The sequence below is a fragment of the Pseudarthrobacter sp. MOO13 genome (assembly GCF_058267655.1).
In genome coordinates, this window is the sequence record NZ_CM177848.1 from 2,094,600 (window position 1) to 2,113,692 (window position 19,093).

General features: G+C 67.3%; 15 protein-coding genes. 8 read left to right on the forward strand and 7 right to left on the reverse strand.

Features of this window, described 5'->3' with window-relative positions; all coding sequences use genetic code 11:
* Window positions 1-77: 77 nt before the first annotated feature.
* Complete coding sequence (locus AC4EEO_RS09740; RefSeq protein WP_491340337.1) at window positions 78-311, reverse strand: hypothetical protein; 234 nt, start codon at window positions 309-311, stop codon at window positions 78-80.
* Between the two features lie 247 nt (window positions 312-558).
* Between AC4EEO_RS09740 and fdh the strand changes: the two genes are divergently transcribed.
* The 3 genes from fdh to nrfD are packed head-to-tail and all read left to right on the forward strand — an operon-like array spanning window position 559 to window position 5,566.
* A complete protein-coding gene (gene fdh / locus AC4EEO_RS09745; protein ID WP_491340338.1) occupies window positions 559-3,801 on the forward strand; it encodes a formate dehydrogenase in 3,243 nt (1,080 codons plus the stop codon).
* Window positions 3,798-4,625 carry a 4Fe-4S dicluster domain-containing protein gene (locus AC4EEO_RS09750; RefSeq protein ID WP_491340339.1) on the forward strand — a complete coding sequence of 276 codons (828 nt, stop codon included), beginning with the start codon at window positions 3,798-3,800 and terminating at the stop codon, window positions 4,623-4,625. Before fdh ends, AC4EEO_RS09750 begins: the two co-directional genes overlap by 4 nt.
* Window positions 4,622-5,566, forward strand: coding sequence for an NrfD/PsrC family molybdoenzyme membrane anchor subunit (nrfD, locus tag AC4EEO_RS09755; RefSeq protein WP_491340340.1), 945 nt, complete (start codon window positions 4,622-4,624; stop codon window positions 5,564-5,566). The genes AC4EEO_RS09750 and nrfD overlap by 4 nt, the downstream gene beginning before the upstream one ends.
* A gap of 60 nt (window positions 5,567-5,626) precedes the next feature.
* Here nrfD and AC4EEO_RS09760 read toward each other — a convergent pair whose 3' ends face one another.
* From AC4EEO_RS09760 to AC4EEO_RS09775, 4 genes are all read right to left on the reverse strand, one after another.
* Window positions 5,627-7,627 (reverse strand): vWA domain-containing protein, encoded by a 2,001-nt coding sequence (locus AC4EEO_RS09760; protein WP_491340341.1) that lies wholly within the window; start codon window positions 7,625-7,627, stop codon window positions 5,627-5,629.
* A 14-nt stretch (window positions 7,628-7,641) separates the two neighbouring features.
* Window positions 7,642-9,030 (reverse strand): sigma 54-interacting transcriptional regulator, encoded by a 1,389-nt coding sequence (locus tag AC4EEO_RS09765; RefSeq protein WP_109044656.1) that lies wholly within the window; start codon window positions 9,028-9,030, stop codon window positions 7,642-7,644.
* A gap of 90 nt (window positions 9,031-9,120) precedes the next feature.
* Window positions 9,121-9,852: an SGNH/GDSL hydrolase family protein gene (locus AC4EEO_RS09770; protein ID WP_109044657.1), complete on the reverse strand. Its 732-nt coding sequence runs from the start codon at window positions 9,850-9,852 to the stop codon at window positions 9,121-9,123.
* A gap of 238 nt (window positions 9,853-10,090) precedes the next feature.
* Window positions 10,091-11,137 (reverse strand): NAD(P)-dependent alcohol dehydrogenase, encoded by a 1,047-nt coding sequence (locus tag AC4EEO_RS09775; RefSeq protein WP_491340415.1) that lies wholly within the window; start codon window positions 11,135-11,137, stop codon window positions 10,091-10,093.
* Window positions 11,138-11,449: 312 nt separating this feature from the next.
* Here AC4EEO_RS09775 and AC4EEO_RS09780 point away from each other — a divergent pair, with 312 nt between their 5' ends.
* Window positions 11,450-12,067, forward strand: a complete 618-nt coding sequence (locus AC4EEO_RS09780) for a TetR family transcriptional regulator (protein WP_491340342.1) — start codon at window positions 11,450-11,452, stop codon at window positions 12,065-12,067.
* A 12-nt stretch (window positions 12,068-12,079) separates the two neighbouring features.
* On the opposite strand, the gene AC4EEO_RS09785 is transcribed toward AC4EEO_RS09780, so the two are convergent.
* Both AC4EEO_RS09785 and AC4EEO_RS09790 read right to left on the reverse strand, forming a co-directional pair.
* Window positions 12,080-12,904 carry a DUF1206 domain-containing protein gene (locus AC4EEO_RS09785; RefSeq protein ID WP_491340343.1) on the reverse strand — a complete coding sequence of 275 codons (825 nt, stop codon included), beginning with the start codon at window positions 12,902-12,904 and terminating at the stop codon, window positions 12,080-12,082.
* Between the two features lie 154 nt (window positions 12,905-13,058).
* The gene (locus tag AC4EEO_RS09790; protein ID WP_133831496.1) at window positions 13,059-14,231 is read right to left on the reverse strand and encodes a serine hydrolase domain-containing protein; all 1,173 of its coding nucleotides are present in this window, start codon (window positions 14,229-14,231) and stop codon (window positions 13,059-13,061) included.
* A 90-nt stretch (window positions 14,232-14,321) separates the two neighbouring features.
* Between AC4EEO_RS09790 and AC4EEO_RS09795 the strand changes: the two genes are divergently transcribed.
* The 4 genes from AC4EEO_RS09795 to AC4EEO_RS09810 all read left to right on the forward strand — a co-directional run bounded on the left by AC4EEO_RS09795 (window position 14,322) and on the right by AC4EEO_RS09810 (window position 19,083).
* Window positions 14,322-15,854 carry a S8 family serine peptidase gene (locus tag AC4EEO_RS09795; protein WP_133831495.1) on the forward strand — a complete coding sequence of 511 codons (1,533 nt, stop codon included), beginning with the start codon at window positions 14,322-14,324 and terminating at the stop codon, window positions 15,852-15,854.
* A 23-nt stretch (window positions 15,855-15,877) separates the two neighbouring features.
* The gene (locus AC4EEO_RS09800) at window positions 15,878-17,161 is read left to right on the forward strand and encodes a serine/threonine protein kinase (protein ID WP_491340344.1); all 1,284 of its coding nucleotides are present in this window, start codon (window positions 15,878-15,880) and stop codon (window positions 17,159-17,161) included.
* Between the two features lie 236 nt (window positions 17,162-17,397).
* Window positions 17,398-18,831, forward strand: coding sequence for a flotillin family protein (locus tag AC4EEO_RS09805; RefSeq protein WP_491340345.1), 1,434 nt, complete (start codon window positions 17,398-17,400; stop codon window positions 18,829-18,831).
* Window positions 18,832-18,840: 9 nt separating this feature from the next.
* Window positions 18,841-19,083 (forward strand): NfeD C-terminal domain-containing protein, encoded by a 243-nt coding sequence (locus tag AC4EEO_RS09810; RefSeq protein WP_109044663.1) that lies wholly within the window; start codon window positions 18,841-18,843, stop codon window positions 19,081-19,083.
* Window positions 19,084-19,093 lie beyond the last annotated feature (10 nt).

Genomic DNA, 19,093 nt, shown 5'->3' on the forward strand with positions numbered 1-19,093 from the left:
TGAACTCACCCCTGGAACTTCCGGGAACAACAGCACCGCCAACGCCTTCACCGCGCGGCGGCTCCCCAACTCTGGATTCAGCCTGTCGTGGGCTCTTCGCCGTTGGCGACAGCTTCGATCCAATCCACGGCCCCATCAGTAAGTTGGGGACCGCCAGCTGATGTTCCAGCCCACCATTCAGGATCGGTCGAGCCGCCGGTGACGGCCATGATGTCCGTGATGACAAGGGCCGGCAAGGGCTCGCCGTTGTGCTCAATGAGCCACGTGCGTGTTTCGTCGCCTACCAGCGGCCACCAGGCGGATATCTTCATGAACGCAGTATCGCACCGACGATGGTGCGTGCCTACACTCATTCGCCGGCGCGATGTCCGGGCACCCGCGGCAATCCGATGTCGCAACTTTGCGGGGGGGGCAGTCCTCGGACATGTGGTCACCACCCACCGATTGAGTCCGCTTCCACAAGCCGGTGCAGAAATGCTAAGCCCCTGTTAGCATTTTCCCCACGTGCATGTGACCCGCGCCACAGGCATGTCGATTCGACGACCAAAGGGGTGCCCCATGGTGAATCCGCTGCAATGGCCAGTGCTGCGCCAACTGCTCGAGAACGATCCCACGGGCAGGCATCATGCCGTGAAATCACCCGCCACCGAAAACCTCACGCCCCGGACCGCCACCGCAGACCACGTGGTCCCTTCGGTGTGCCCCTACTGCGCTGTGGGATGCGCCCAGCGGGTCTACGTCAAAGACGGGACGGTCATCCAGATCGAGGGCGACCCGGACTCCCCGATCAGCCGGGGACGGTTGTGCCCCAAAGGCTCGGCCTCGCTGCAGCTGACCACCGGTGATTCCCGCGAAAAGTACGTTCTCTACCGCCGGCCCCACGGTACTGACTGGGAGCGGCTCGACCTTGAAACAGCCATGGACATGGTGGCCCAACGCGTGGTGGACACCCGCCGGAAGACCTGGGAATGGGAATCCGGGGGCCTCCGCACCCGCCGCAGCATGGGAATCGCCAGCTTGGGCGGCGCCACCCTGGACAACGAAGAAAACTACCTGATCAAGAAGCTGTTCACCTCCCTGGGGATCGTCCAGGTGGAGAACCAGGCGCGGGTCTGCCACAGCTCCACGGTGGCCGGCCTTGGCACGAGCTTCGGCCGGGGCGGCTCCACGACCTATCTGCAGGACCTCCAACGCGCCGACTGCATCCTGATCCAGGGATCAAACTTCGCCGAAGCACACCCCGTCGGATTCCAATGGGTCATGGAAGCGAAGGAACGCGGGGCAAAAATCATCCACGTGGATCCCCGGTTCTCCCGCACCAGCGCCATGGCCGATACGTTTGTTCCAATCCGCGCCGGGACGGACATCGCCTTCCTGGGCGGCCTGGTCAACTGGGTCATTGGCCACGATGCGTACTTCCACGACTACGTCGTCAACTACACCAACGCCGCTACCATGCTCAGCAAGGATTTTCGCGATACCGAAGACCTCGACGGCCTCTTCTCCGGATTCAACCCGGACGATTCCTCTTATGAAACCGAAAGCTGGCAGTACGAGGGAGGCTTCGCGGCTGCGTCCTCCGGTGAACGGGACGCGGACGAGCAGGACGGCAGCAGGCTGGGTGAATCCTCGCATGCCCAGTCCCATGGTTCCGGCGGGCCCGGTGTGGCCGGGAAGTGGCACCGCGACGAGACCTTGCAGGATCCGCGCTGCGTGTTCCAGGTCCTGCGCCGGCACTACTCGAGGTACACCCCGGAGATGGTGGAAGAGGTGTGCGGGGTACCGCAGGCCTTGTTCGAGGAGGTGGCCGAGGCGCTCACCAGCAACTCGGGCCGGGACCGGACCACGGCCTTCGCCTACGCCGTGGGCTGGACGCAGCACACCACGGGGACGCAGTACATCCGGGCCGCATCGGTTTTGCAGCTCCTGCTGGGCAACATCGGCCGCCCCGGTGGCGGGATAATGGCCCTCCGCGGGCATGCCAGCATCCAGGGCTCCAGCGACATCCCCACCCTCTTCGACCTGCTGCCCGGCTACCTGCCCATGCCGCACGCCAAGCAGCACCTGGACCTGGCCGGCTACGTCGAGGCGGACTCCGCCAAGCAGGGCTTCTGGGCCAACATGTCCGCCTACACCGTGAGCCTGCTCAAGGCCTGGTGGGGGGACGCCGCCACGGCAAGCAACGACTACTGCTTCGACTACCTTCCCCGGATCACCGGCAGCCACAGCACCTATGACACCGTTATGGCGCAGCTGGAAGGAATCTGCAAGGGTTACTTCCTCATGGGCGAGAACCCCGCCGTCGGATCCGCCAACACCCACCTGCAACGTGCCGGGATGGCCAACCTCGACTGGCTCGTGGTCCGCGATTTCTCCCTGATCGAAAGCGCCACCTGGTGGAAGGACGGCCCGGAAATCGCCACCGGCCAGATGCGCACGGAGGACATCGGCACGGAAGTCTTCTTCTTTCCGGCCGCAGCCCACACGGAAAAGGCCGGCAGCTTCACCAACACCAACCGCCTTGTCCAGTGGCGCGAGCAGGCCGTGGAGCCTGGCGCCGAGCGCCGCAGCGACCTCTGGTTCATCTGGCACCTTGGCAACCGCATCCGGAAGCTGCTCGCGGACTCGCGCGACGACGTCGACCGTCCCATCCTGGACCTGACGTGGGACTACCCCACCGTCGGCACCCAGGATGAACCGGACGCAGACGCCGTTTTCGCCGAGATCAACGGCCGCGGTGCCGACGGCATCCCGCTCTCCGCCTACACCCAACTCAAGGACGACGGCTCCACCTCATGCGGCTGCTGGATCTACTGCGGCTGCCGCGCCGACGGCGTCAACCAGGCGGCCCGGCGGAAACCCCACACCGAGCAGGATATTTCCAGCCGCGAGTGGGGCTGGGCATGGCCGGCCAACCGGAGGGAACTGTACAACCGGGCCTCCGCCGATCCGGAGGGACGGCCGTGGAGCGAGCGGAAAAAGCTCATCTGGTGGGACGCGGACGCCGGGACATGGACCGGCGACGACGTCCCCGACTGCGAGCCCACCAAACCACCGACCTACCGTCCCGCCGAGGACGCCACGGGCACCGACGCCCTCTCCGGCATCGACCCGTTCATCATGCAGTCCGACGGAAAAGGCTGGCTCTTCACCCCCGCCGGCCTGACCGACGGGCCGCTCCCCACACACTATGAGCCGCAGGAATCCCCCTTCGACAATGCCCTCTACGGGCAGAACCGGAACCCGGTCCGGAAGCTCCTCAAACATGACGGCAACCGGTACCAACCCAGTGGCCGCGAGCCGGGGGCGGAGGTGTACCCGTTCGTGCTGACCACCTACCGTCTCACGGAGCACTTCACCGCCGGAGCCATGACCCGTTGGCTGCCCTACCTTGCCGAGCTGCAGCCGGAGTCGTTCTGCGAAGTGTCACCGGAACTGGCGGCCGAGCGGGGGCTCACCAACAACGGCTGGGCCACCCTGGTCTCGGCCCGCGGAGCCATCGAGGCCAGGGTCCTGGTGACCGGCCGGATGAAACCGCTCACCGTGCAGGGCCGCACCGTGCACCAGATCGGGATGCCCTACCACTGGGGCCCCAACGGACTCAGCCGCGGCGATGCGATGAACGAGCTCTCCTCCATCGCCATGGACCCGAACGTCCACATCCAGGAGGTCAAGGCATTGACAGTGGACATCCGTCCCGGGCGGAGGCCGCAAGGGCCGGCCTTGCCATCCCTGGTGGCGGAATACCGTCAGCGGGCAGGCATTGATGAGCACACCGGCCAGGAAGGAATCAAGGCATGAGCGTCACGCAGTTGGGAATGCCCGCCATCGGAGTACCCGTTGAAGCACGCAAGGGCTTCTTCACGGACACCAGCCTCTGTATCGGCTGCAAGGCCTGTGAGGTGGCCTGCAAGGAGTGGAACTCGCTGCCGGCGGAGAGGCCGTTACAACTCACCGGTGAGTCCTTTGACAACACTTCCCGGCTCAGCGCGGACACCTGGCGGCACGTGGCCTTCATCGAGAAGAAGGTTCCGGCTCCGGCGGCTGGCGGAACCGAGGGCATCAAGTGGCTGATGTCCTCGGATGTCTGCAAGCATTGCACCAACGCCGCCTGCCTGGATGTGTGCCCCACCGGGGCGTTGTTCCGTACCGAGCATGGCACAGTGGTGGTCCAGCAGGACATTTGCAATGGCTGCGGGTACTGCGTTTCGGCGTGTCCGTACGGCGTGATCGACCAGCGGCCCGACGACGGCCGCGCCTTCAAGTGCACCATGTGCTACGACCGCCTTGGTGTCGGCGAAGAGCCGGCCTGCGCCAAGGCATGCCCCACCCAGTCCATCCAGTACGGTGAGCTTGGTGAGCTCCGGGAACGGGCCGACGCCCGGGTCGCGGAGCTCCACGAGCGGGGTGTGGATGAGGCCAGGCTCTACGGCAGGGATCCCGACGGCGGGGTGGGCGGTGACGGGGCCTTCTTCCTGCTGCTGGATGAACCCGAAACCTACGGGCTGCCGCCGGATCCGGTAGTGACCACCAGGGACCTGCCTGCCATGTGGCGGCGGGCCGCGGGTGCTGCTGCCGGGCTCCTGGCGGGGGCCGCCGTCGTCTTCTGGGGAGCCAGGAAGTGAGCCGCCGCCGGGAGCGTGAGAAATTCACCTCATACTATGGCCGGCCCATCCTCAAGGAACCCACCTGGGAGGCGGCGGACATCGCGGGGTACATTTTTGCCGGCGGCGTGGCTGCGGCCTCCTCCATGCTGGCGGCCGGCGCGCAGTACACGAGGCGGCCCGCACTGGAACGCCGCGCCAAGCTCACGGCGCTGACCGCGATCTCGGTGTCCGCAGCGGCGCTGGTGCATGACCTGGGCCGGCCGGAACGGTTCCTCAACATGCTGCGAGTGGCCAAACCCACCTCGCCCATGAGTATGGGTTCGTGGATCCTTTCCGTGTACGGCCCGCTCGCCGGCGCGAGTGCGGCCGCCAACATCACGGGACTGTTCCCGGCGGCCGGGCGGGCCTGCGGCCTCGGCGCAGCTGTCAGCGGTTCCGCGGTGGCCACGTACACGGCGGTGCTGCTGGCCGACACCGCGGTTCCCACCTGGCATGACGCCCACGAAATCCTGCCGTTCGTGTTTGCCGGTTCGGCCGCCGCTGCCGGCGGCGGCATCGCAGCCGCCCTGGCGCCCGTCCCGGAGGCCGGTCCTGCGCGGCGCATGGCAGTGGCGGGTGCGCTGCTGGAAACGGTGGCGAGCCTGCGGATGGAACGCAGCGGCCACCTGAGCACGGAGACACTGCGGGAGGGCCGGGGCGGTACGTTGATGCGCCTGTCCAAGGCCTTCAGCATCGGCGGCGCCGTGGGGCTGGCCCTCGGCGGTCACCGGTCGCGCACCGTCAGCGTCGTGGGTGGCCTCGCCGTGGCTGCGGGGTCGGCCATGCTGCGGTTCGGTGTCTTCGAGGCCGGAAAAGCGTCGACGCGCGACCCCAAGTATGTGGTGGTCCCCCAGCGGGAGCGCCTCAACGCTGCCGAAGCCGTCAGGAGGGAAGCCGCCGGCATCGACGCGGCAGCCTGAGCGGGCCGCCTGAACGGAAGCCGCAGCCCGGGCCGGGACGCTGCGGAGCGCCCGGCCCGGTCAGAACCAGTCGCCGTCGGCGTAGGCGCTGCGGACGTGCGCCCGGAGGTATTCCCCCACCACGGCTGCGCCCAGGTCGCCGACGTCAGGAGCCACCACGCGGCCGTCCACCCGGCGTGCCAGGCGCTGGATGAAGCGCTCCAGCCCGGGATCGTTCCCAAGCCGGAAAAACGTGGTCTGCGTCCCCGCCCTTCCCAACCGGTCCAGCTCGGCAACGGTGGCCCGGATGGTTTCCGCGTCCGGCGGCCAGTTGAACCAGGAGTCTCCGTCCGGCAACAGGTGGGCGGTCGGTTCCCCGTCCGTCACCACCAGGAGCACCGGCTGCATGGAGGGGTGCCGGCGGAAGAAGCGGCCGGCCAGCAGCAGCCCGTGGTGGAGGTTGGTGCCCTGTTCCCGCAGGGCCGGCAGGGCCGTCAGTTCCGCAATGTCCATGGACTGGGCGTAACGGCCGAAGGTCACCAGCTGCAGCCGGTCACCGCGGAACCGGGTGGACACCAAGTGGTGCAGGGCCAGCGCCGTGCGCTTCATCGGGACCCACCGCCCCTCCGCGGCCATGGAAAAGGAGACGTCCACCAGCAACGCGACGGCGGCCTGGGTCCGGGCCTCGGTTTCGGTTACCTCGATGTCCCCGACGGCGAGGCGCAGTCCGCGCGCCGGATCGCCGCCGTCGGCCATGGTGCGGCGGATGGCGTTGGTCAAGGTGCGCGTCACGTCCCACGGCTCGGCGTCGCCGAACTCCCACTGGCGGCTGGAGCCGGACTGTTCACCGGCGGCCCCTGCCGTCCGGGTATCCCTGTTTCCCTGCCGCCCGGACAGCTGTTTGGCGGTGTCGCGCAGCAGCGACCTGCCGAGCCGGCGCATGGCCTGCGGCGAGAGCCGGAGGTCGCCGTCGGCGCCGCGGCGCAGGTAGCCGCCCTCCTGCATGGCCCGCTCGATTTCGGCAAGAGTGCGGGCGCTGACGGCCGCACCCTCACCAAGTTGACGGGCCAGCGCGTCGAGGTCAAGGTCATCGAGCCGGGATCCGTTGTAGGACTGGGACAGCTGTTCGGAGAGCTCATCAAGTTCCGCGATGTCCTGCAGGACGCCGGTTCCGTCGCCCAGGCCGAGTCCTTCCTGCCCCTCGAACCGTTCCGAGCCGCTCCAGTCCTCCCCTGGGCGCAGTGCCTGCAAGGAGGCATCGAGCTCGCTGAGCTGGGCCATCAGTTCCGGCGAGCCGAATGCCTGGGCGGACAACTGCATCAATTCCGCGCGCTGTTCGGCGGACATGGACTGCAGGAGCCGCTGGGCGGCGGCGGCACGTTGCGCCAGGGCATCCACGAGCTCTTCCACTGATTGCGGGTCTTCCGGGAAGAACTGGCCGTGCTTGGCCATGAACTCCTGGAAATCGGCCTCGGTGTCTTCGCCGCGGCGGTGCTTCGCCAGCAGCCCGTTGAGGTCCCGGAGCATGGCATTGACGGCCTCGCGGTCCTCATCGGTGGCGCTCTCCAGCGCCTGTTTCATTCCGGCAAACCGCTGTTCCAGGACCTCCCGACCCAGCAGGTCCTTGATCCGGTCGTACGCTTCCTTGGCGGTTCCGGACTGCCAGTCGTAGGAGGCGAGCTCGTTGACTGCTGCGGCGGTGGAGGCCGGCAGGTTCTGGAGCTGCATCTCGCGGAAGTCGCGTTCGGTGTTGTCCATCATGACGTCCCGGGCCAACTGCTTGCGTTCCTCCAGCACGGCGGTATCCAGGAGCTTCCTGACTTCCTCCAGCGTGCCGTCCAGCCGGTGCCTGCTGAGCAGGTCCCGCCGCCGCTCCTGCACGCGGCGGGCAAGGTCGTCCAGGCCTTCGCGGTTCCGTCCACCACGCCGCAGGAACTCCTGCAGGGCATGCCGCGGCGAATAGCCTGCCATCACGTCGTCGGCGACGGCGTCGAGCACTTCCGCCAGGTCCACCGGCGGAGCCAGGGGGTCCGGGCCGCCGGTGTACCGGCCGTACCTGGCGGACCTTTTGTGGATGGCCATGCTGCCTCCTGCGCCTAGCCGTAGATGGTTTCCTCGTCGTCGGACTCCTTGGAGATCCGCCGGCCCAGGTAGAGCCCTTCCAAGGCCAGTTCGACGGCGGCAGCCCGCTGTCCGTCGTTCGTCGCACCCAGGCGGCGACCGATTTCGTCGTAGAGGCCGGAGCCGTTGAGGGACGGGAGGTTAGCGAGGAACTCCTGTGCCGTGACTTGCTCCCCGGTGGTGACGGTTCGGTGGCCGTCCAAGGCCGATACGAGCGGTCCCATATCGAGGCCTTGGAAGTGGGCCCTGACGGCCTCTGCGGTGGCGGTGCGGAGGAGGTGGTCGAGGATGCCTTGTTCGCGGCCTTCCTCACCCGATTCGAACTCGATCTTGCCGGTCAGGACTTCCACGGCAGGTTCGAGGTCGATGATCCGGGCCACGGCGTGGTCCTCCCCGCGGAGCCGGGCCCGGCGGAGCGCCGCAGCGGCCACGGTTTCGGCACCGGCGATCGCGAACCTGGCCGAAACTCCGGAGGTCTGGTTGATGGCCGGGGACTCGCGCAGCGCCCGGGTGTAGCGGGCAAGGATCTCCAGGATGAAGGGCGGGACGTCAGCCACCAGCCGGCCCTCCTGCCGGATGACGGAGACCTCGTCCTCGAGTTCGATCGGGTAGTGGGTCCTGATCTCGGCACCGAAGCGGTCCTTCAGCGGGGTGATGATCCGGCCGCGGTTGGTGTAGTCCTCCGGGTTGGCGGAGGCCACAACAAGCACGTCGAGGGGTAGCCGCAGTACGTATCCGCGGATCTGGATGTCACGTTCCTCCATCACGTTCAGCATGGACACCTGGATGCGTTCGGCCAGGTCCGGGAGCTCGTTGATGGCGATGATGCCGCGGTTGGAGCGCGGAATAAGCCCGTAGTGGATGGTCTCCGGATCCCCGAGCCTTCGGCCCTCGGCCACGCGCATGGGGTCGACGTCGCCGACGAGGTCCGCCACGGACGTGTCCGGCGTTGCGAGCTTCTCGACGTACCGTTCGGAACGGTGCCGCCAGCCGATCCTCAACCGGTCCCCCTCGGCCCGGACGCGGGCCAGGGACTGTTCGGTGATCGGCTGATAGGGGTGTTCGTTCAGTTCCGAGTCCTCAATCACCGGAGACCATTCGTCCAGCAACCCGGCCAAGGTGCGGAGCAGGCGGGTTTTGCCCTGTCCGCGTTCTCCCAGCAGCACGAGGTCATGGCCGGCGATCAGGGCTCGCTCAAGCTGGGGCAGGACGGTCCGGCTGAACCCATAGAGGCCAGGCCACGGGTCACGACCTGCTGCCAGGGCGGCGAGGAGATTGTCGCGGATTTCGTGCCTCAGGTCCTTGAGGACATGGCCCGCTGCTCGGAGTTCACCAACGGTGTAGATTTCGGGGCGGTCAGTCACTCCTCTACCGTAATCCCCGCCCTGAAGGTAATCGATAGATTCCTCCAGATTCCTGGACCGACATGCCGGCCGCCCGCAGGAGCCGGCGTATCACTGGGGTTCGGGGCGTCCTTGCACGGCCGCCGCGGCAGCCGGCGCCGCCTGCTCAAGGTAGGCGCCGATGTGTTCCAGAAGGTAGTGCTGTCCGGCCACGGTGGGGTGGTCGCCGTCGGGGCCGATCAAGTCATCGAAGTCGCCGCTGATCCAGCCCTCGGCGATGGGGTCCACGAATTCGCCTCCGGCCCGGGCCGTGGCGGCCTTGAGCTGGCTGCTGATCTCCAGGAGCCCGGGGTCCGGGTCCGGGGAGTACGACGGCGGTCCCACCACAATGATTTTCGCTTCCGGGGCGAGCGTCTCGGCCCGGTCCATCGCCGCCAGCGCGGCGTCGCCAATTTCATCGGACGCGTAGCCGAGGTCGTTTTCCGAGCCGAAAAACACCACAATCCCCGTTTTGGCGTTGACGAGCTCCTCAACCTGGGTGCCAAACGTGCCGTCAAAATCGCCGGGGCTGACGTATCCACTGCCGTCTTCTGCTGCGTTGACCACTTCCAGGCCGGCGCCTACGGGGTCGTTGCGCATCAGGGCCGGCCAGGCTTCCTGCGGCGAGGTGCCGTGGCCGGTGCTGAGCGAGTCCCCCACCACTACCACCCGGACCGGGGCCTCCCCCGTGGCCGGCGGCTGGGTTTGCGCCGCGCTGCCTGACGTAACGGCCAGCAGGACGCCGAACGTGCCGGCAGCAACGAGCCTGGCGGGGTGCCCGCGCAGCGGCACGGTGTGTTGCATGGGTGCCGCCTCCTGCCTGGAATCCGGCGGCGGCTAAGTCGCCGGCCGCCACGTTATTGTCGTTTGTCCGTGTCCCATCGTAGGCATTCAGTGAGGATACTGTAGTGCCGGCGGGGCCAATGCGACAGATCGCACAGCAACTCCACAGCCAATTCACACCTTCTGCATCGGTTGCCTGCCGGGCGGCCGGACCCGTCCGGCAGGCCTGGAGTGGCCGCCCGGGACCGGCCCCGGGTGGTCAGCCCTGGTGCGGGACAACCACCGCCCGGGCGCTCAGCTTCCCCTCCGCCAGCCGGCGGTAGGCGTCCAGGCCGTCGTCAAGGGAGAAGGTCTCGATCTCCGGTACGATCTGGCCCGCCCGGTACATGTCCACCACCTCGTGGAGCTCCTCGATGGTGCCCCAGTACGTGTTGGTGATGGTGGATTCGTAGGGCGTGTTGAAGAACGTCCATTCGTGGACTCCGCCGGCGATGCCCACCACGGTCAGCCGTCCGCCCTGGGCCATGGACCCGGTGGCGGTGGCGATGGTGGGGGTGACGCCCACGAAGTCGAAGGCCGCGTCCACGCCCCGGCCGCCGGTAAGCTCACGGATTTTGGCCACCTGGTCCGGACCGCCGGGCACGGTGACGGCCCCTGCCGCTTCAGCCTTGGCCATGGCCTCCGGCTTCATGTCGGTGGCAATGATGGTGGCGCCCGTGAGTGCCGTGAGGATCTGGACTGCGATCTGTCCCAGCCCGCCGAGTCCCACCACCAGCGCGAAGCGGCCTCCGCCGTTCAGGTGCGGAAGGGCAGTCTTGATGGCGTGGTAGGGCGTCAGGGCGGCGTCGGCCAGCGGTGCCGCGGCAATCGGATCCGCCGCACCGAGCGGAATGAGGTTGCGCACCGGGACGGTGACGTATTCGGCCATGCCGCCGTCCCGTCCAAGTCCGATACCCAGGTAGGGGTTGGTCGCCGCACTCTCGCAGTAGGTGTCCTGGCCGCGGGAGCATGCCTTGCAGTGCCCGCAGCCGATGGGCCCGTACACCAGGTAGGCGTCGCCGACGTTGATGCCGTCGACGCCGGGGCCGAGCTCTTCAACCCACCCGGAGTTCTCGTGGCCCAGGATGAAGCCTGTCGACATGTTTCCGGGCACCTCAGCCGTGAAATCCTCGAAGATGCTCACATCCGAGTGGCAGGCACCCGCGCCGGCCACCTTGAGCAGGACTTCGCCGGGCCCGGGAACGGGCCGGGCCACTTCCTGAAGCTCGGGAAACTGCTTCCATTCGTTGAACACTATGGCGCGCATGCTGCTGCCCTCTTCTTTCTGTTGCATTGTTGTGGGTTTCTGCTTCAGCGGGCGGTGTAGCCGCCGTCGAGCACGAGTTCGGACCCGGTCATGAACGCGGCGTCGTCGCTGGCGGCGGGCAGGATGCCGCCGCCACATCCTCAGGGCGGCCCCGCCGAGACATGGGAATGGTGGTGCTTCCTTTCAACCGTGAGCCGAAGGTACAGTGGCCCGATCGAACTATCCAACAAATGTTGGATAGTTAGAACGCTACGCCCGCGGGGGCGGTATATCCACCGCCGGCGGCCAAGATCACCAGGGAGTGTGACCGGCATGACAAAAGGATCGGATCAGGGCACGGAGGTACCGGCTGCCCGCGATCCCCGCGCGGCCAGGAGCCATGCCAGGCTCGCCGCCGCCATCCTGGAACTGGCAGCGGACCACGACGCCGGGACACTGGGGGCCGCGCAGGTCGCCGCTGCCGCGGGGGTCAACAGGTCGACGTTCTACCAGCACGCGGCATCCCCCGCCGCCTTGCTGCGGCAGGTCCTCTCCGCCGAACTGGATGCCCTGCGGGACGAGCACCTCTCCGTGTCCGGCGGCGACATTGGCCACGCCGTCGCAGCCGTAACCGCCGGGGTGGTCCGCCACGTGGATGCCCACCGCCGGATCTACCGCCACGGCCTGGCCGCCGAGCCGGGAACTGCGGGGTTGCACGGCATGCTCGGCGCCCATTTCGAGGGTTCGGTCCGCCTGCTGATCGAACGCCGGGCCATCGCCGTTCCGGCACCGGGTGGCCGCGACGTCCCGCCGCCCATGGTGGCGCGGTTCATTGCCTACGGCGTGGTGGGGGCACTGGAGTCACGCCTCCTGGAGGATCAGCCCCGGCCGGCGGAGGAATTCCTGGCGGACCTGTGGCAACTGCTTCCGGAGTGGTGGCCCATCGGCTGACAAGACCGCTCCCTAGAACTTGCCGTACCGGGCCCGCGCCATGGAGTACACGCCGTAGCAGATGAGGCCGGCGGCGATGGCCCCGAGCAGGAACACGCCGTAGGGCTGTGAACCCAGTGCCTTCAGGCCGCCATCCAGTCCCGAAGACTTGGACGGATCGGCGGTCGCAGCCGCCACGATAATCAGGACACCAACGACGGCGAGGACCACTCCTTTGGCGATGTAGCCCACGGTGCCGAGCCACTCGACAGCGGTGCGGGCGTTTCCGGGATCCTGCAGGTCTTCCATGAACTTTCGGGTGAAGCCCCGGTACGCGTAGTAAACGCCGGCGGCAACGATCGCCAAGCCGACAACGACCAGCAGCACCACTCCAGCGGGCGCAGCCATGAGCTTGGCCGTGAAGTCACTGGCCGACTGGCTGGAACTCTTGGAACCGCCCGTCGCGAACACGGCGAACGTGAAGGCCAGGAAACCGAACACCACGGCCTTTCCCGCAGCGGATCCTGCCTCTTTCAGCTTCTTCTTCGAATCACTTTCGGTACGCGCACCGAACACGGCTTCGCCGACCATCCACAGAGCGAGGGCCGCGCAGGCAACCGCCCCTGCCCACAGGAGGATTCCGCCGCCGGGTTTTGAGGCAAGGGATCCGATCGCCCCTGACTGGTCCGCTTCCCCGCCCTGGCCCCGGTCCAGCTGCAGGGCGATCACGCCGATCAACACGTGGACCAGGCCGATGAACACGAAGCCGGCACGGGCCAGAATGCGTAACGCCGGGCTGCGGCTGGCCGATGCCGCTTCCGAAACTGCCCGGTTAGCTCCCTGCGACGCGTTGCCCATGGTCCGCCCTTCCAGCTATGTAGTTGATCCTCTGTTCCCACGCCAGCTTTCCCCGGCCGCAACGTGTCGCGGGATGCTTCAGTGTAGATCCGCGGGGACCATCCGGACAGGCCCCGGGTGCGGCCTTAGGCGCGGCTGACCGGCGCGTTTGTGCTCAGCGGGCAGGCTGGCAGAGCCTGTCCAGCGCCTCGTTGAGGGTGGACTCGATCTGGCCGTTGAGGAGGTCCCGGCGGCCGGTGCTGGCGGGGTCTTCAACCTCGCCGGGCATGGGCGGCGCCGTGACCGTCATTGCGGCTTGGTAGCGCCCGTCGTCGCTGCTGACGGCAACGGACTGGAAGTCCCGGAACGAGCCCTTGCCTTCCTGCCGCATGGCCGGTGAACACTGATCCGCGAAGCGCCACAATCCCAGCCCGAAGCGGCCAAAGCCGGGGCTGGTCTTCATCTCCCGCAGCGAGGACGGGGAAACGGCCCGGCCCTGGAGGAGTGCGGCCATAAAAAGGTTCAGGTCCGCCACCGTTGACACCACACCGGATGCCGGGGAGCCGGCGACGGACGCGTCGTCGGTGGTGTCGATACGCTCGCCGTGAAGGGTGACGTAGCCATGGAGGATGTTTGGTGCCCGCGCGTCCGGCCGGTCCAGGGTGCTGTCCTTCAGCCCCAACGGGGAGAACACCTGTTCCAGCATGACCTGCGCGAATGGCTTATGGCGCAAGGCTTCCACCACGAGGCCCAGGACCACGTAGTCGGTGGTGGAGTATGTGAACAGTCCGACGTCGGAGGCCCGCCAAGGCAGCGTCCCGGCGGCCTGCACCTGCTGCTCGAGGTCCAGGGCCCGCGACAGTGCCGGGCGGAAGTCCACGTCATGGGGCAGTGCCGTGGCGGCGTCCGGCATCCCGGAAGTGTGACTCAGCAACTGGCGCACAGTGAGCGGTCCGGGCGGCCGCAGCAGGCCCGCGAGTTCAGGGACGGCGTCGATAACAGGGTCATCAAGGCCGATGAGATGGTCATCGACGAGCCGAAGCACCGCGACGGCGGTCATCGCTTGGGTGACGCCTGCTATCTCCACCCTGTCCGTGGGCTGCGCCGGGTCCAGGGAGTCGAGGTCGCGCACGCCAAAGGCCTGTGACCATTCGCCGCCCGGCCACCGGACCTGGACAACGGCCGAGACGGCGCCTTGGTTCAGGAACAGCTGGATCTGCTGCACCATAGGCTCCAAAGCAGGGGGAAAGGTACCGGGCGGAAGGGGGTCGTCCGTGTAGGTGCAGCCGGAGACGGAGAGTGCCACCGCGAGCGCCGCCCGCCTCACGATGCGGTTTTTCGAGCCCACACCTCATGGTAGGGCGGCCCGCGCCGTATTGACATGCCGGGGCCGCTGCCCATAATTGGTGGCAGCACCTCAGTGAGACCGGAGAATGGCATGACGCGTTTGGTGAGCTCACTGCTGAGGCCCCGCAACAATTCAGAGCAGCGCGGACACGACCTTCTGGTCCACACCGACGTCAACCAGCGGCAGGCCGTCCTGGTGGAACTGCAGGTGGGGCACGGGACGCTGGCCACATCCGCGGGGGCCCGGTTCGCCACGCTCTTCAACGACACCTTTTCATCGGTTGCGGATCCGCCTGCCCCGCCGCTGCAGGTCTCAACCCTGTACCTCCAGTGCCGGCTCCGGCCCGACGAGCTCACCGACCTCCTGGCCGCAGATGCGGCACACGGGGTTGCGGAGCGCACCATCTACCGTGTGTGGCCCGACTACATTGTGCGTCCGCACATCGACAGGTCGGCCGCCACCGTGCAGGCCGATGCCGCCCTGCGCACATTCGGGGCCTCGGGCCGCGGATGTGTATGGGCCGTCATCGACTCGGGCATCGACGGCACGCACCCGCATTTCCTTCCTGTCCACGCGGGAAAGGCGGACAACCTGCATGACCCGCGGGTGGCGGATCTCCACCGCGACTTCACGGCTCTGGTCTCCGGCCCGGATGCCGACGGCTCGGCTCCCCAGGACGCAGGAGCCGTCCGCTCAGCCAAGGACCTGGTCCCGCAGGACCCGGCACCTGCCCTGGTGGACGACGTCGGACACGGGACACACGTGGCAGGGATCATCGCCGGCTCCGCTCCCCCGGCGGCAGTCATCATGATGAGCCGCTCCACCCCGGACGGGCTGCCTGAATGGACACCGCGGGAACTGGACCCCGGCCGGTCTCTGGCCGGCCTGGCTTCCGAGGCCCTTCTGGTGAGCCTGAAGGTCCTCAACAACCAGGAGCACACGCTGTCCAGCGCCGTGATCGCCGCACTGAACTACGTCAGGGCGGTCAACTCCTACGGCCGCAACATGGTGATCCACGGCGTCAACCTTTCGCTCGGCTGCGATTGGTACCCCGGTGATTTCGCAGCCGGCCAAAGCCCCCTGTGCCGGGAGATCGACCTGCTGGTGGGCTCCGGCGTCGTGGTGGTGGTCAGCGCAGGCAACGGTGGCGACGCCCGGGACGATAACGGCGACTTCTACGGCCGGCTCTCCACCATCACCGACCCGGGAAACGCAGCCAAGGCCATCACGGTCGGCTCAACGCACCGGGACCAGCCGCACGTCTTCGGGGTGTCCTATACCTCCTCCAAGGGGCCCACCCTTGACGGGCGCCTGAAGCCGGATCTTGTAGCCCCCGGCGAGCGCATCACGTCAGCAGCAGCCGGAAAGACCCGCAGCCAGGTCCCGGGCTTCAAGGACGCGACCGCGCCCATGCCCTGCTACGTCGAGGACAGCGGAACCTCGATGGCTGCCCCGCACGTTTCAGGAGCCATCGCCGCGTTCCTCTCGGCACGGCCGGAATTCATCGGCAAGCCTGAGGTGGTCAAAGACCTGTTCATGCAAAATGCAAGCTCGCTGGGCCGGCACCCGTTCTTCCAAGGCAGCGGCCTGGTGGACCTGATGCGGGTCCTGAACTCGATCTAACCACCCACCAGCCAGGAGCAGCCATGACCGGTCGCATCGGGGACCTCGACTACTACGAGCTGGCCTTCGCCGCCGATGGCAAACCAGACCCTGGAAACCCGGCAGACGGTGCTTCCCTGGCCGCCGCCGTTGCGGACGGCGGCATCCGTGACCTCTTCGTCTTCTCCCACGGCTGGAACAGCGATGTCCAGTCCGCGCGCAGCCTCTACCAGTGGATGTTCGGCAATCTGTCCGACCAGCTGGGACAACAGGCGGAAGGCTGCGCCGCCGTCGGAATCATCTGGCCGTCCCTGCTCTTTCCCGAGGACCAGGCAACCGCCGCGCCGGCAGCCCCGTCCACGGGGGCGGCACTGGCGGCGCACCTGGCCCCGGCGTTCCCCCGGAACGAGCAGGACCTCGGCGCGATCGGAGACCTGCTGGACCGGCAACCGGAAGATCCGCAGGACCTCGAACGCTTCCACCACCTTGCGCTGCGGCTGGTCAGCTCCCCCGTGCCGCCGCCCGAATCCGAGGACTCGAACCTGCAGGCAGCGTTGGCAGCCACCACAGCGCCCCTCCTGACCCACGCCGCCGCGCTCGCCGCCCCGTCGCAGTCGAGTGCGCAGGACATCGGGAACCCCTTCGGCATGCTGTGGAAAGGCGCCCGTGAGGTGCTGCGCGCGTTCAGTTACTACGAAATGAAGAACCGTGCCGGCGTCATCGGCAGCCAGGGACTGGGCCCGTACCTCGGTTCCCTCGCAGGACCCGGCGGCCAACCGCGCATCTACCTGATGGGGCACAGCTTCGGGGCCCGGCTGGTGGCCAACGCGCTCGCCGGGCTGCCGGCCTCCGCTGTTGGCCCTGCTAGCCCCGTCAAGCTGCTCTACCTCATCCAAGGAGCCTTCTCACACTTCAGTTTCGCGTCCCCGCTCCCCACCGATCCCGCACGGTCGGGCCTCCTGGCATCCTGTGCCGGCCGGGTGGACGGGCCGTTCATCGCCACCTTCAGCAAAGCCGACCGCGCGGTGGGGACCTGGTATCCGACGGCAAGCTTCCTCCAGCGCCAGGACAACGAGGACGTCCACGACTTCATGTACCGCTGGGAGGGGATGGGCCATGACGGCTACCAGCAGGCCGGCGCAACGACGGTCCCCATGCGCCGGCCGGGTGAGTCCTACGGATTCAGCGCGGGCGGGTTCTACTGCCTTGACGCCAATGCGGTGATTTCCCAGGACCAGAACCCGTTCGCCGGCGCCCACAGCGATATCCGGCACCCCGAGGTACTGTGGCCCGTCGTGGACGCGTTCGCTGCCGCCGCCGGACGGTGAGGCTCGCCGGCCAAGACCGGACAGCCGCCGACTCCCCCGCGGGCCGCCCGTTTTCTGTTGCCGCAGGCAAATATCAGCCCAGCTCTGGACTCTTGGGCGGGGCCCAACCAGACTGTCTACAACAGCTGGCCGGGCGCGCCGACGGCGAGGTTTATTTCTACGGCGGAATTCCCGACGGCTGCATTTATTGGGGCTTTACCGTGATGCCTGTTCCGCGGCATCGAAAGGACCTGGTCATGCCGGATTTCACCGCATTCTTCCCGCTTATTGCCACCATTCTGGCGGTGCTCGTCGCCATCGGATTCATTTGGACGGCAACAAAACTGATGTGGAAGGTGGCCGAACCCAACGAAGCCCTGATCATTTCCGGGCTGACCCGCGGAACCCTCGAAACCCGGGCCGGAATGGACTTCAAGATCGTCACCGGCAAGGGCGCCCTGGTGCTGCCCGGACTCCAGACGGTGCGGACCCTCTCGCTCACGCTGAATGAGACTGAGCTCAAAGTGTCCTGCGTTACTTCCCAAGGCATCCAAGTGATCGTGGAAGGGGTTGTCATTTACAAAATCGGCGATGCTCCGCCTTTTATTGCCAATGCGGCCCGACGTTTCCTGGGCCAGCAACCAAAAATGGAAAGCCAGGTCTATAACGTTTTTGAAGGGCACCTGCGGTCCATTATTGGCAGCATGACCATGGAGGAAATCATCCGCGAGCGCGACAAGCTGGGTTCGCAGGTCCGCAGCGCCAGCGGCGTGGAAATGGAGAAGCTGGGCCTCGTGGTGGATTCGCTGCAGATCAAGGACCTGCAGGACCCCACCGGGTACATCCAGAACATCGCCAAGCCGCACATCGCGCAGGTGAAGATGGAGGCCCGCATTGCCGAGGCCACCCGCAACCGCGAGGCGGCCGAAAAGGAGGCGGAGGCTGCCGCGCTGATTGCCGACGCGCAGAGCGTCTCGGCGATCAGGCAGTCAGTGGCGCAGGCGAACGCCGAACGCGCCAAAGCCAACGCTGCGCAGGCCGGCCCGCTGGCGGAGGCCACGGCCCGGCAGCAGGTGGTGGTTCAGGAGACCGAAGTTGCCAAGCTGGAGGCGGACCGGGAAGAGCAGAAGCTGCAGACCACCATCCGGAAGCCTGCCGATGCGAAAGCGTACGCCAAGCGCACCGACGCGGAGGGCCAAAAGGCCGCCGACATCTCCGCCGCAGAGGCCCTGGCCCGGCGCACCGAGCTTGAGGCCACGGCCAATGCCCGCCGAACGGAACTTCAGGCGCAGGCCAACGCCAACGCCGCAGCTGCTGCCGCCGGCGCCACCAAAGTCACCGGTGAGGCCGAGGCCGCAGCCACCAAGGCCAAGGGCGACGCGGCAGCCTCGGCAATCAAGGCCAAGGCCCTTGCAGAGGCGGACGGCATCAAGGCCCGGGCCGAGGCTTTGGGAACCAACCAGGACGCCGTGATTTCGCAGCAGCTCGCCGAAAACATGCCCGCGATCATCGCCGCAGCGGCCGAGCCCTTCTCCCACGTGGGGCAGATGACGGTCCTGAACGGCGGCGATGGGGTCAACAAGATGCTGGGCGGGATCCTGGCCCAGGTGGGTGACTATCTGCCGGCCCTCTCGTCAGCGCTTCGGAAGGGCGGCGAGGATAAGCGTGCGCCCAAGGCTCCGGGCGCGTAGGGACAGCCGATGCACAAAGAGGTGGACCGGAGCCTGACGGGAAAGATTGGGCGGGTGACCGGCCGCATCGGGCCGGGAACCATCGGGGAGGTCATGCTGCCGTACCTGGGCGGCATCATGGCGTTCCATGCCTACCCGTATGACAAATCAAGCGGCTTCGCGGTGGGCGAGGAAGTGCTGGTGATCTACTACGACCCGCCGCAGACGGTGTACGTGGACCAACTGCCCGATGTGCTGAAGCACCCGGCGTAAAGGCCCACGC